Below are 12,599 nucleotides of genomic sequence, written 5' to 3'. Positions count from 1 at the left end.
GTCTTTATCATGTCCATTAATTTTCATGATGAAAATAATAAGTACACATATGCAACAAGAAACGCTCATATTTCTTGGGCTGAAATGGTAAAAAACATTACAGAAATACAAAACAAGCAAATAATTGATATCGGCTGTGGTGGTGGGATTTATACGAAAGAACTCGCTCTTATGGGAGCCAAAAATGTTGTGGGACTTGATTTTTCAAAAGAAATATTACAAGCTGCAAAAGAAAATTGTAACAACTTTTCAAACATTTCATTCATCCACGGTGATGCACATAATATCCCATACCCTAATGAAACATTCGACATAGTTATTTCGCGTGCAGTTATTCATCATTTACAAGACATTCCTACATTTTTACGTGAAGCTTCTCGTATATTAAATAAAAACGGTTTACTTATTTTACAAGATCGAACAATTGAAGATTGTACAATTCCAGGAAGTCCCGAACACATTCGCGGATATTTTTTCTCTCTATTTCCAAAACTTATTGAAATAGAGTCAAAAAGACGTCCAAAAACCAACACTATACAGACAGAATTACAAAAACATTCTCTTCATGTACTTCCCGCACAAACACAATGGGAAATACGAAAAATACATGATTCTGTAGAAGCATTATTGCAAGATTTATCTCCTCGAACAGGTCGATCTATTCTATATGAGTTAACAGATGATGAACTTTCTCAACTTCTACAACATATACAGACCGCATTACAAAACGTCTCTCCTATTATTGAAAGAGATCGATGGACAATTTGGAGCGCCATGAAGTTGTAAGGAAGGAAGCCTCACAAAATAATGTGAGGCTTCCTTTCTTTCATAATCTAATTTTGCAACACTCTTGATATCCTCCACTTCTGGCCTGTGCACTTCCACACTTCGGACATACTAAATATCTAGACTGATTTGTCAACAAACTACCTTTTTGAAAGAGTAAAACTTCTGCTTGTTTAAACGAACGCGAATAATATAACCACATAAAACCAATTATAGCAATAATGCCAAATAATACTCCCATCGCAAGCATTTCAGTCACCTCTTTTGGTTTGTTCTTTCCAGCAAGTGGATTGTTGTATTATTCTCTATAAATTCAAACAATCCCTTCTTCACTCCTATAAATATCAATTTTCTCTATAAAATTTACAATTCTCCGCAAATTTTCACTACCATTTTACAATTCATCATTTCCTTTACAACAACGAATATCACTTTCGATATTTCCGTATATAAATATATCTTTCAAAAAACATATTGACTTTCTAAAAAAAACATGCAACAATACTGTCAGAATACTTGAATAAAAATTCATTGACGAGAACGAGTACGTTATAGAACTGTTCCCCAGAGAGTTGGCGATTTGCTGAAAGCCAACGTTCAGCGCGTAACCGAAAATCATCTCCGAGAAGTAGAACCGAATGTTACAGTAAGTTCTTACCGGCCGTCCCCCGTTACAAGGAACACGTATCATGTTGTACGTTGCAAAGCCGTATACATATAGATTTATTTCTACATGTGTAAATTAGGGTGGTATCGCGGGTAAATATAACTCGTCCCTTTCTTTAGGGACGAGTTTTTTGTGTTCTTACAAATGAATAAAAAAGGAGGAAAAACAATGAACACTGTATCAAAAAAACATATTTTTTTCACGGGTCTTATGCTATTTTCTTTATTTTTTGGGGCAGGTAATTTAATTTTCCCTCCCATGCTTGGCCAAAATGCAGGTGAAAACTTTTGGCCAGCAATGATTGGATTTTTACTAACAGGAGTTGGCTTACCACTACTAACTGTTATCGCAATTTCTCTATCTGGAAATGGAATGCAGCAACTTGCAAGTCATGTTCATCCATTATTCGGAATTTTCTTTACAGTAATTGTATACATTGCTATCGGTCCATCTATGGGCATCCCACGTGTTGCAAATGTCGCTTATGAAATGGGGGTTAGTTCTTTCTTACCAGAAACAATCCGCTCTAGCAGCCTAGTGCTATTTGTATATACAATCATCTTCTTTACTATCGTATTTTGGCTGAGTTTGAATCCATCTAAACTTGTTGATCGTATTGGAAATGTATTAACACCTATTTTATTACTCTCTATTTTCTTATTGTTTGTTAAAAGTGTATTTACACCACTTGGGCAATCAGGACCAGCAATGCAAGAGTATCAAACTTCTCCAATCTTCAAAGGCTTTATGGAAGGCTACTTAACAATGGACACTATTTCAGCACTTGCATTCGGAATTATCGTTGTAAATGCAATTCGCTCTAAAGGTGTGAATGATCGTAAGTCCATTGCCATCGCCACAGCAAAAGCAGGGCTTATTGCCGCTACAGGGCTCGTACTTGTATACGGTGCACTCGGCTGGCTTGGGGCAACTAGCGTCTCGCTCGGATATGCAAAAAATGGCGGACAGCTACTTACTGTTATCGTACAACAATTATTCGGTCCATACGGTTTGCTCCTATTATCTCTTATCGTTACACTCGCTTGTTTAACGACATGCGTTGGACTCGTATCTGCGTGCAGCCAATATTTTTCAACATTATTGACTACATTTTCATACAAAACGTTCGCGAGTATCATTTGCGCATTAGGATTACTAGTTGCCAACTTAGGTTTAACGAAAATTATCGCAATCTCTGTTCCAATTCTACTTGTTGTGTATCCAATTGCGATTGTACTCGTACTACTATCATTACTTCATAAATACTTCGGTGGATATCGCTCTGTTTATGTAGGTGCTTTAATTGGAGCAGCTGTAGTGAGCGTATTTGATGGATTAAAACAAGGTGGTATTTCAGTTTCATTTATCACACCATATTTTGAATTTATCCCTTTATATAATGAAGGAATCGGCTGGCTAATACCAGCATTAGTAGGAGCTCTTATTGGTCTTGCAATGGCTAAGTTAAGCGGTACGAAAAAAGTTCCATTAGTAACCGAATCTCACGAAGTAAAAGCCTCCTAAAAAAAACTCCCAAAAGGGAGTTTTTTTACATTTGATACGCAGTATGATTAAAACTGCTTATTTTATAAGCCTTCGTATAATATTCAATATTCGTATCAACTGTTTCTACCTTGACAACATCATAGTGCTCTTCTTGCTTTACTAAAAATAAATAGTATTCCTCTGTAGCCTCAATAATCGCAATTTTATCTGTTTCAACATTATATTGTTCACAAAGCGCTTGTAATGCGTTCACATAATCCCCTAATTTTTTAGACTTATCCATTCCGAATATAGTTTGAACTAACATATACATTCTCCCCTTTATATGTACTGTTAACACCCCAATGATAACGCTTACATTATTTATCGTCAATAAAAACATTCAATAGTTTTAACGCCAAATCTATATTGTATCGAGCCAATAATCAGCGAGGAATTCCCCGCCAATTAAAGTTTCACTTTATCCCGCATTAACTGCCCGTAAAAGCCCGATTGGTGAGGGCTGATAATCAGTGGGGGAGGAACAACCTCCCCACTGATTAAAGTTTCACTTTATCACTTCGTTAATTGATGCCTAAATGCATAAATAACCGCCTGAGTACGGTCACTTACATTCAATTTATTTAATATATTACTCACATGTGTCTTTACCGTTTTCAGTGCAATAAATAACTCGTCCGCAATCTCTTGATTACTTTTTCCCTCTGCGATTAATAACAAAATCTCAAACTCTCTTTCCGTTAAATCATCATGCAAAGGTTGCTCTTTCTTTTGACGCATACGGGACATCATTTTCCCGGTAACTTTCGGCTCTAATACTGTTTCTCCATCATAAGTAGCTCGTACAGCATCAGCAATATCACTTGCTCTTGATGTTTTTAATAAGTAACTGGTCGCCCCAGCCTCAATAACAGGATACAATTTTTCGTCATCTAAAAAGCTTGTTACAACTACAATTTTTGCTTCTGGCCATTCTTGAATAATAGCACGTGTTGCTTCGACACCATCCATCTCATCCATAACAAGGTCCATTAAAATAATATCCGGCCTTAATTGCAATGCTAATTCTGATCCTTTTCTTCCATTCTCAGCTTCCCCTACTACTTCAATATCTGGCTGTGTCGATAAATATGCCGATACACCCATACGAACCATTTCATGATCATCGACAAGCAATACTTTTATCATACTTCTCCCCCTCTCTCAATCATAATCGGTACTTTTACTTCTATTTGTGTACCTTTGGCCGGGAAACTAAGTACCTTAAGTGTCCCACCAATTTCATGAACACGCTCTTGCATCGATCTTAGGCCATATGAACCAGCCTTATTAACCCCTACTTCAAACCCAACGCCGTCATCAATGATTTTTAAAATCGCATATTGATCAATTTTTCGAAGGCGCACTTCTGTTTTCTTTGCCTTCGCGTGTCGCAACGTGTTTGATAGCGCTTCTTGCACAATACGGAATAAATGATCTTCTACACCTTTTTTTAATTCTATTGGCTCAATAAGCCATTCAATTTTCATATGTTGTTTTCGCGATAATTCCGTTAATAATTCCTCTATACCTTCTGTCAGTTTCTTACCTTCCAATTGTACAGGACGTAAATGAAGGAGCAATGCTCTCATTTCTGATTGAGCATTTACAACCATATTTTCAACAAGTTGCAATTGTTTTTTTGTCACATCTGGAAATTCAGTTATTTGTTCATTAATCGCTGACATCATCATCGACATTGCGAAAAGCTGCTGACTTACTGAATCATGCAACTCCCTTGCTAAACGATGCCTTTCTTGAGAAATCGCTTCTTGTCTCATCTCTTCATTCCAATGAGCTCGTTCATTCGTTACTTTTTGAAAGAGTCCAGCTTGCTCCTCTAATCGACGAGCCAGAACGATTACTTTTCGTTCCACTTCATGAAATTCATCATCTGCAGTAAACGAAACATCGCTCGGAAAATTCCCTCGCTCTACTTCAAATAGAAAAGTATTTAATCCTTGTATACGCTGCTCTATATAATAACCGATTGCATATCCTACAATTCCCCCGATAAGTAAACTTGTAGTCATAATAAACAAGCCAATTGGAACAGAAGCGATGGATTCCTTCCATAATAAATCATACACTTGTTGCTCGCTTTTCCATACATATACAATTGTACAAATGAGTGCGATACTAACAGAGGACAACATAGAATAACGAATATACATCCACGAAATATTTTTTTGTTTCTTCATTATACTTTCCTCACTTCCGTGTCGCCTACGACAAGCGAAGAAATAATTTTAATACGTCGAGGAGCCTCTTTATACTGCTCTGTTCTAAATGTAACATTGCGGTTAAACCCTGTCTCTTCATGACCTGGCAAGAGCACACGTCCGACAATAACAGAATGATTTAAAGAAAGTTCAATATCATACGGCACATATAAACGAATATTACCAACGACACCCCGAATAACAATTACCGTTTCCCCTTCTGGAATCATAGCAGTTGTTAAATCTATTTCCACATCACAAGCACCATATTGAACATTAATATCCTCAAGTTCATAAATATGATCCATCATTCGCACATTGCCTACAAACATATTTTTCAAATATGTTTCTGTACGATATATTTGCTTCTCTTCGTCTATAATCCCTTTTTCTTTAATTTCAACCTTCATTGCTTTTTGCTGATGCCCTTGTTGAATCAATTGATAACCAATTAAAGCTAAACAAGCAAATACGACAAGAACAAATGCTGCTGATGAAAATAAGAAAAATAAAAATACGATACCACCAACAAATAAAAATACATTTCCCCGTACATAACGATTCTTTTTACGATAATGCCTTCCAAACATAAGCATAATAAATGCAAAAATGAGACCACCTGGTTCAAAATGTCCAAGTATCATATCAAGAAAAAGACCGAATCCAAATATGATGAGGAGCATCCCCATTAATTGTGTCTTTGAAAAATGTTTCTTCATTTCAGCTCCCCCCTTCTTGTCACATATACATAGAAGAAAAGGCATTGCTTTCCAACACCTTTTCTCCTATCACTATATCATAAGCCTGTTTTATAATATACTACTATTATTTTGTTAACTCTTTCGTTAACGATACATCATTCTTTTCTTTCATTTCACGCTCAAGTTTTGCAATTTTCATATCAAATGTATCACGCTCATGCTCTTCATTCATACGAGTTTCTAAGTCACGAATGTGATCTTCAATTTCTTCAAATCGTAAGAACGGATTATTTTCATCCATTTTATGCATCGCAGTATTCATACGACGATTTGCATGTGCCATATTTTCACGTGCCATTAGTTCCATACGCTTTGCGTGCATTTCTTTTAATTTATTTTTCATTTCAGAAAGACGACGCTCTAACTCATCAATTTGCTCTACAACACCTGCATACATTTCTTCTAATCGAGTTACTTGACCTTCATAATAAGCTACCTCTTCTAACGCACGTTCGTGCAATTGCAATTCGCCTGCTTCTTGAGCAATGATAGCTTGCTTTGATCTTTTATTAACGAAATAACGTGCTTGCTCAAGCTCACGAGCAAAGTTAGATTTTAATGTTTTATGACGCTCAATTAACTTCTCAATTTTTGTTATTTCACGCTCACTATCACGTAAATATTGGTTTAACATCGCAATTGGATTTTTTCTTTCCTTCTCATCTAACACGTTATGAAAATCAGCTAAAATTGCATCGCGTACACGTCCGAATAAAGATTGTTTCATTATAAATCTTCCTCTCTTCTACTTTTTTTATAATTTGATTTATTGTTTTAGTTTTTCATTAATTTGTTCCACTCATCTTCAAAGTTGCTATATGGTTTAGAACTTTCTGGAGCAGATTCAACAACTACATCTTTTTCTTTTTTCCACTCACGGTATCCGTAGTATAAAACCACTAAAGCAGCGATACCGATTAATGCTGGCGAATGAGAAAGTGCAATGGATAAACCGATTAAACCAACAATCCCCCAAGCTAACTTTCCAAAAAATGATTTAGCTCGCACAAATGATTTATAGCTCCAATATACAACTCCTGCTCCGATTGCAAATCCTACAATACCAGCAAGACTACCAAGAGCAATTAAAGCCAAAATACCGGCTGCGATAAACGCTAGAAATTGTTTCATCTTGTGCTTGCCTCCCTTCGATTTGATACTCTTATCTTAACTATTTTTTCATCTTTCCATAACGAGCTTAAGAACCGTTTTTAACTCAGACTTAAGACCGAGTCATATTCAGCCCTTTACGCAAAAAAACGTGCAGAGTCTATCCTCTGCACGTTTTTTAATTACTAACATTCATATTAAATTAAGCTGTTTTATGATACTCTTTTTTCTCAGCTACTTTCGAAAACCTTGGAAACCCAATTAAAATAGAAGCAATCCCACATACTCCAACTAAGATTGGATAAAATGCATATGGCAACAATTCAACCGGAGATAACGCTGCAAATCCTGCTGCCGTTAACATTTGGGCACCGTACGGAATTAATCCTTGCACACAACATGAGAAAAGATCTAATACACTCGCTGATTTACGAGGGTCTATTTCATATTGATCTGCAATATTTTTTGCAAGCGGGCCTGTAAAGATAATTGAAATCGTATTATTCGCTGTACACATATTCGTCATACTCACTAAACCAGCAATACCAAATTCCGCTCCTTTTTTCGAACGAATATTACGTGTTAATACATTCATTAAATATTGAATACCACCATTATATTGGATTAATTCAACCATACCGCCAATTAATATAGCAAGTAATACTAACTCCATCATACCGCCCATTCCAGTCGTTACACTTTTAAAGAAACTTTCTAACGTGTAACTTCCATCTATAAGACCGATAACACCAGATAGTACAGTTCCACCAGTTAATACAATAAGTACATTCCAGCCAAGTAGCGCTGTAATAAGTACTCCTGCGTACGGTAAAATCTTTATCCAATCAAAGTTATGTGCTTTAATGTGCGTGTCACTTCCTGAAGTAACTATTACTAATAGTACAATTGTAATAATAGCCGCTGGTAACACAATTAAAAAGTTCGTTTTAAACTTATCTTTCATTTCTGTTCCTTGTGAACGAACAGCTGCAATTGTTGTATCTGAAATAAATGATAAATTATCACCAAACATCGCTCCGCCAACAACAGTAGCCATTGCAAGCGCAATTGAGATATCAGTTTGACCACTAATACCTACAGCAATCGGCGCTAATGCTGCAATTGTTCCCATTGAAGTTCCCATCGCTAATGAAATAAATGCACCAATAACAAAGATTCCAGCTACGATAAATCCTGGCGGTAAAATAGTTAACGCTAAATTAACAGTTGAGTCTACTCCGCCCATTCCTTTAGCAGTTTCAGAAAATGCACCTGCAAGCACAAAAATTAATACCATAATCATAATATCCGGATTTCCTGCTCCTTTAGCGAACCGCTCTACTTTCACATTAAAACTTTCTTTACGATTCATCACTAAAGCGACTCCTACAGCAATTGAAATCGCTACAAGTATCGGCAATTTATAGAAATCACCTGTAATAATTCCAGAACCAATAAATAGCGCCAAAAATATCCCAAGTGGTAATAAAGCTAAACCATTTTCTCTCGTTTCTTTCAAAGTACCATCTCTCCCTAGTTTCAACCTTTTTCTAATGAATAACAAAAGACCTCTTCCGATGAGAAGAGGTCTTATACATCTATAAGAAACACTCTTCTCATCTTTCAAGCACACGCTTGCTGGATTTGGCACAGCACTCTGAAATCGAGTCCGCTGCCGAGGCATCGTAGGGCCAGTCCCTCCGCCTCTCTTTATAAGAAGGTTTCATATTTATTTTTTAATAATAATTTCTTCCCTAACTTTACTCGCTTACAAAACAAAAGTCAATTATTTTTTGTATAGATTTTTTTGGTAATTATACAAAAATTTGAATACAACAATCATTTCAACTTTTCTATTTCTTCTTTCAATATTGAAATCCAATAAAATTTACTATTATTTATTGTTGCTAATATCCATTTCGTAGTACACCAAGCCAACTCATACTCTTCCTTCGTGACATCGCCACTTTTATAAGCATACTCTAGCTCCTCTTCATCTAATACATACACCTTACCGCTAGGTAATAATACTACATCTAAATATAAATCATCAAAATACGGTAAACCACGATCGTCTATTTTATATTCTTTCGCCACATCTATATAATATTGCACTAATTTTTTCTGATCATCTAACATAGCGGTAATCGCAAAGTTTTTCCCGTCTATGAAATATTGAATCCACGTATACTGATCCGCTGCAATACAAAGTTCTTCACCATCATATTCTTTACAACTAGGCTCTCTCACCTTTTTTATATCCAGTATTCCGAGCATTCCCTCTTCCACTTGCTTAACCGTATAACTCTTTTCTATTAGTCTCTTCCACGAAGAACCGTCACCATATTTTCGTTTCATTATGTCTGCTCCTCTTCTATATACAGAAAAGCTCCCACATATTATGTGAGAGCTTGTTCATATTATAATTAAGCCGCTTGACCCTTTTCAGAAATCTCTTTTAAATAAGCTTGTCCTTTTTCAGCGTCATATTGACCTTCCCACTTAGACATAACTACAGCTGCTAAAGAGTTTCCTACAACGTTAACTGCTGTACGAGCCATATCTAAAATACGGTCAATACCAGCAATGAACGCTAAGCCTTCAGGTGGAATACCTACTGTACCAAGTGTCGCTAATAATACAACGAATGATACGCCCGGTACACCTGCGATACCTTTTGATGTAACCATTAATACAAGCAATAATGTAATTTGTTGTGTAATAGATAAATCAATACCGTACATTTGCGCTAAGAAAATAGCCGCAATTGCTTGATATAAAGTTGATCCATCTAAGTTAAATGAATAACCTGTCGGAATAACGAAAGATGTAATTGCTTTCGGACAACCGAATTTCTCCATTTTCTCCATGATTTTTGGTAAAACTGTTTCTGAGCTTGCTGTAGAATACGCTAAGATCAGCTCGTCTTTTAAAATCTTAAAGAATTGGAAAATGTTGATTCCAAATATTTTCGCTGTAAGTCCTAAGACAACTACGACGAAGAAGATCATTGCCCCATATACGACAATTAGTAATTTCCCTAATGGAATTAATGAAGCAAGACCAAATGTAGAAACTGTAACACCAATTAGTGCAAACACACCAAATGGTGCAAATTTCATAACTTGGTTTGTTACGTAAAACATTGCGTCAGCTACACCTTGGAAAAATTGAAGAACTGGTCTTCCTCTTTCACCAATTGCTGCTACACCTAAACCAAATAGTACAGAGAAGAAGATAATAGCAAGCATATCTCCGTCAGCCAATGACTTCATAATGTTCGTTGGAACAATATTTACAAACGTATCTGCAAATGAATGACTTTGTACTTGCTCTGTCGTATGTGTATATTTCGAAATATCTGTCTTTGTTAACTGCTCCATATTTACGCCTTTTCCTGGTTGGAAAATATTCGCTATTAATAGACCAACAATAATTGCAATTGTTGTAATAATTTCAAAGTAAAGAATTGTTTTTCCGCCTAGTCGACCTAGTTTTTTAACATCGCCAACACCAGCAACCCCAACAACAATACTTGCTACAACAATCGGTACAACGATCATTTTAATTAATCGGATGAAAATATCACCAATTGGTTGTAAGTACTTCACAACAGCTGGATTATCAAAGAAAATCGCCCCAACCGCAATACCAAGCGCAAGCCCTATTAATATTTGCCATGCAAGTCCTATTCTTTTCATATTTGTTGTAACCCCCTCTTCGATGTGTCACTCTATCTCTCATTCTATCTCTATAAAACTAAGAAATTAAGAGTATTACATATTATTCGACAATTCACTACATTTTGTCCCTGTTAAAAATCATAAATCAAAAATTTAAATCTGACAACAAAATAACTTTGCCCGAACACAAATAATTTTCTTGACAAAAAGCAGACCCATGTCAGAAAACCTAACATGAGAACGATTCCTCACTAGTGTTTTATTAGCTTTCCAAGTAATATTTCACCTCATAAAAACGATTACTTTCCTTCTTCATTTTACAGATTAATTCCAAAATATACCTTTGTTACACATATGAATAAAATGTATGTACTATGACAATTACAGTTGAAAAATGATAAATTCCGACAAAACTTAGCAATTTTATAAAGTTTTCTTTACATTATGATTACAACGATAGACACTCTTCTTCTTATGATATATAACATTCATAGAGAAAGGAGTCAGACAACTATGAAAAAGAAATTTGCAGCGTTTAGTGTTTTAGCAGCAGGAACGATTTTTGCTTCCCCGTTACTTTCACCCGTATACGCTGAAACAAATCAAGATAAATTATCTAACATTCAATCTGAATTAGAAGGCAAACAAAGTGACTTACAAAATAAATCAGTCGAGAAAGAACAAATAGAAAAAGAAATTCAAGAATTACAGAAGAAAATTGATGAATTAACTACTTCTATTAATAAAAACGAAGCTGAATTAAACGATACAAAAAAAGAAATTAGCAAAACTCAACAAGTAATTGCTGACAAAAAGAAACATATAGAACAATTACAAACAAACATAGATACACGTCAGGAAGTTATTAAACAACGATTACAATCTATGCAAGAAAAACCTCGTACAAATATCATTACAGAGGTACTAACAAATTCTTCAAATATTGCCGATCTTGTTGATAATATGTACTCCGTAAGTTTAATATTAAACAACGATACAGATATTGTAAAAAAACAAACATCTGATCAAAATGCTGTAACTACAGAAAAAGAGGCTGTTGAGAAAAAAGAACAACAACTGAAAGAATCTGAGCAAAAACTAGAACAAAAACAGCAAGAATTACAAAATAACCAACAACAGCAACAAACTCTTATTAACGATCTACATACGAAAGTAGCAAAAGTAGATTCAGAGATTGAAGGATTAGAAGAATCCAAAGGCATTTTAGAAAATCAACGTCAAGCTGTGCAAAAAGCAATTGAAGAAGAAAAACGGGCCGAAGAAGCTCGTAAAGCGGAAGAAGCCCGCCAGGCAGAAGAGGCCCGCAAACAACAAGCTACTAAATCTGCTCAAGCAACTCAAGCAGCTCCAACACCACATGATACAAACATCGGTGGCTTTATCAAACCAGCAGCTGGATCAAAAACTTCCGGATTTGGTGTACGTTCTTTAGATAACCATAAAGGAATTGACATCGCTGCTTCGGGAACGGTTCCAATTATCGCCGCTGCAGATGGCGTTGTTATTCGTTCAGAATTATCATCTAGTTACGGAAACGTAGTGTATTTATCTCACCGTATAAACGGAAAAACATATACGACAGTATATGCTCATATGAATAGCCGTTCTGTATCGAATGGACAAACTGTAAAACAAGGCGATCAGCTTGGATTTATGGGGAACACGGGCCAATCATACGGACAACATTTACACTTCGAACTTCATCTTGGAGAATGGAATGTCGGCAAGACAAACGCAGTTGACCCATCTCCTTATATCGGATTATAAAAAAACTCGGTGCCTACCGAGGTTTTTTATTTACACT

General features: G+C 35.7%; 13 protein-coding genes, 1 riboswitch and 1 other annotated feature. Of the genes, 3 read left to right on the top strand and 10 right to left on the bottom strand.

Annotated elements, in window-relative coordinates:
* Positions 1 to 9 precede the first annotated feature (9 nt).
* Positions 10 to 786: a class I SAM-dependent methyltransferase gene (locus NST27_RS07255; RefSeq protein WP_000026279.1), complete on the top strand. Its 777-nt coding sequence runs from the start codon at positions 10 to 12 to the stop codon at positions 784 to 786.
* A 40-nt stretch (positions 787 to 826) separates the two neighbouring features.
* Here the strand turns inward: NST27_RS07255 and NST27_RS07250 are convergent, their stop codons facing one another.
* On the bottom strand, positions 827 to 1,036 hold the full coding sequence (locus NST27_RS07250; RefSeq protein WP_000880630.1) for a hypothetical protein: 210 nt from the start codon (positions 1,034 to 1,036) through the stop codon (positions 827 to 829).
* A 272-nt stretch (positions 1,037 to 1,308) separates the two neighbouring features.
* Positions 1,309 to 1,567: a binding site (T-box leader), on the top strand.
* A 54-nt stretch (positions 1,568 to 1,621) separates the two neighbouring features.
* Between NST27_RS07250 and brnQ3 the strand changes: the two genes are divergently transcribed.
* Positions 1,622 to 2,977: a branched-chain amino acid transport system II carrier protein BrnQ3 gene (gene brnQ3, locus NST27_RS07245; RefSeq protein ID WP_001099143.1), complete on the top strand. Its 1,356-nt coding sequence runs from the start codon at positions 1,622 to 1,624 to the stop codon at positions 2,975 to 2,977.
* A gap of 25 nt (positions 2,978 to 3,002) precedes the next feature.
* Here the strand turns inward: brnQ3 and NST27_RS07240 are convergent, their stop codons facing one another.
* From NST27_RS07240 to gltP, 9 genes are all read right to left on the bottom strand, one after another.
* A complete protein-coding gene (locus NST27_RS07240; protein WP_141444304.1) occupies positions 3,003 to 3,341 on the bottom strand; it encodes a DUF3922 domain-containing protein in 339 nt (112 codons plus the stop codon).
* Positions 3,342 to 3,514: 173 nt separating this feature from the next.
* Positions 3,515 to 4,147 carry a response regulator gene (locus NST27_RS07235; protein WP_000598707.1) on the bottom strand — a complete coding sequence of 211 codons (633 nt, stop codon included), beginning with the start codon at positions 4,145 to 4,147 and terminating at the stop codon, positions 3,515 to 3,517.
* Positions 4,144 to 5,199: a sensor histidine kinase gene (locus NST27_RS07230; protein ID WP_000744326.1), complete on the bottom strand. Its 1,056-nt coding sequence runs from the start codon at positions 5,197 to 5,199 to the stop codon at positions 4,144 to 4,146. The genes NST27_RS07235 and NST27_RS07230 overlap by 4 nt, the downstream gene beginning before the upstream one ends.
* The gene (gene liaF / locus NST27_RS07225) at positions 5,199 to 5,939 is read right to left on the bottom strand and encodes a cell wall-active antibiotics response protein LiaF (RefSeq protein ID WP_000716095.1); all 741 of its coding nucleotides are present in this window, start codon (positions 5,937 to 5,939) and stop codon (positions 5,199 to 5,201) included. The genes NST27_RS07230 and liaF overlap by 1 nt, the downstream gene beginning before the upstream one ends.
* A 106-nt stretch (positions 5,940 to 6,045) precedes the next feature.
* On the bottom strand, positions 6,046 to 6,708 hold the full coding sequence (locus tag NST27_RS07220; RefSeq protein ID WP_000814127.1) for a PspA/IM30 family protein: 663 nt from the start codon (positions 6,706 to 6,708) through the stop codon (positions 6,046 to 6,048).
* A gap of 47 nt (positions 6,709 to 6,755) precedes the next feature.
* The gene (locus NST27_RS07215) at positions 6,756 to 7,112 is read right to left on the bottom strand and encodes a lmo0954 family membrane protein (protein WP_000808640.1); all 357 of its coding nucleotides are present in this window, start codon (positions 7,110 to 7,112) and stop codon (positions 6,756 to 6,758) included.
* A 181-nt stretch (positions 7,113 to 7,293) separates the two neighbouring features.
* Positions 7,294 to 8,610: a Na+/H+ antiporter NhaC family protein gene (locus NST27_RS07210; RefSeq protein ID WP_000665464.1), complete on the bottom strand. Its 1,317-nt coding sequence runs from the start codon at positions 8,608 to 8,610 to the stop codon at positions 7,294 to 7,296.
* Between the two features lie 94 nt (positions 8,611 to 8,704).
* Positions 8,705 to 8,810: riboswitch (SAM riboswitch) on the bottom strand.
* 120 nt (positions 8,811 to 8,930) lie between these two features.
* Positions 8,931 to 9,449 carry a DUF402 domain-containing protein gene (locus tag NST27_RS07205; protein WP_000824663.1) on the bottom strand — a complete coding sequence of 173 codons (519 nt, stop codon included), beginning with the start codon at positions 9,447 to 9,449 and terminating at the stop codon, positions 8,931 to 8,933.
* Between the two features lie 68 nt (positions 9,450 to 9,517).
* Positions 9,518 to 10,792 (bottom strand): glutamate/aspartate:proton symporter GltP, encoded by a 1,275-nt coding sequence (gltP, locus tag NST27_RS07200; RefSeq protein WP_000821130.1) that lies wholly within the window; start codon positions 10,790 to 10,792, stop codon positions 9,518 to 9,520.
* Positions 10,793 to 11,287: 495 nt separating this feature from the next.
* On the opposite strand from gltP, the gene NST27_RS07195 reads away from it, so the two are divergent.
* Complete coding sequence (locus tag NST27_RS07195; RefSeq protein ID WP_000726081.1) at positions 11,288 to 12,562, top strand: murein hydrolase activator EnvC family protein; 1,275 nt, start codon at positions 11,288 to 11,290, stop codon at positions 12,560 to 12,562.
* Positions 12,563 to 12,599 lie beyond the last annotated feature (37 nt).

The sequence above is a fragment of the Bacillus sp. FSL W8-0770 genome (assembly GCF_038008705.1).
GTDB classification, from domain to species: domain Bacteria; phylum Bacillota; class Bacilli; order Bacillales; family Bacillaceae_G; genus Bacillus_A; species Bacillus_A cereus.
The sequence above is the reverse complement of the archived record's forward strand: the minus strand, read 5'-3'. Positions and strand labels throughout refer to the sequence as shown.

What these genes read in the sequence shown, in the direction of transcription:
- NST27_RS07255 (WP_000026279.1), top strand. Translation starts at nt 10, where the DNA reads ATGTCCATTAATTTTCATGATGAAAATAATAAGTACACATATGCAACA.
- NST27_RS07250 (WP_000880630.1), bottom strand. Translation starts at nt 1,036, where the DNA reads ATGCTTGCGATGGGAGTATTATTTGGCATTATTGCTATAATTGGTTTT.
- brnQ3 (WP_001099143.1), top strand. Translation starts at nt 1,622, where the DNA reads ATGAACACTGTATCAAAAAAACATATTTTTTTCACGGGTCTTATGCTA.
- NST27_RS07240 (WP_141444304.1), bottom strand. Translation starts at nt 3,341, where the DNA reads ATGTTTTTATTGACGATAAATAATGTAAGCGTTATCATTGGGGTGTTA.
- NST27_RS07235 (WP_000598707.1), bottom strand. Translation starts at nt 4,147, where the DNA reads ATGATAAAAGTATTGCTTGTCGATGATCATGAAATGGTTCGTATGGGT.
- NST27_RS07230 (WP_000744326.1), bottom strand. Translation starts at nt 5,199, where the DNA reads ATGAAGAAACAAAAAAATATTTCGTGGATGTATATTCGTTATTCTATG.
- liaF (WP_000716095.1), bottom strand. Translation starts at nt 5,939, where the DNA reads ATGAAGAAACATTTTTCAAAGACACAATTAATGGGGATGCTCCTCATC.
- NST27_RS07220 (WP_000814127.1), bottom strand. Translation starts at nt 6,708, where the DNA reads ATGAAACAATCTTTATTCGGACGTGTACGCGATGCAATTTTAGCTGAT.
- NST27_RS07215 (WP_000808640.1), bottom strand. Translation starts at nt 7,112, where the DNA reads ATGAAACAATTTCTAGCGTTTATCGCAGCCGGTATTTTGGCTTTAATT.
- NST27_RS07205 (WP_000824663.1), bottom strand. Translation starts at nt 9,449, where the DNA reads ATGAAACGAAAATATGGTGACGGTTCTTCGTGGAAGAGACTAATAGAA.
- gltP (WP_000821130.1), bottom strand. Translation starts at nt 10,792, where the DNA reads ATGAAAAGAATAGGACTTGCATGGCAAATATTAATAGGGCTTGCGCTT.
- NST27_RS07195 (WP_000726081.1), top strand. Translation starts at nt 11,288, where the DNA reads ATGAAAAAGAAATTTGCAGCGTTTAGTGTTTTAGCAGCAGGAACGATT.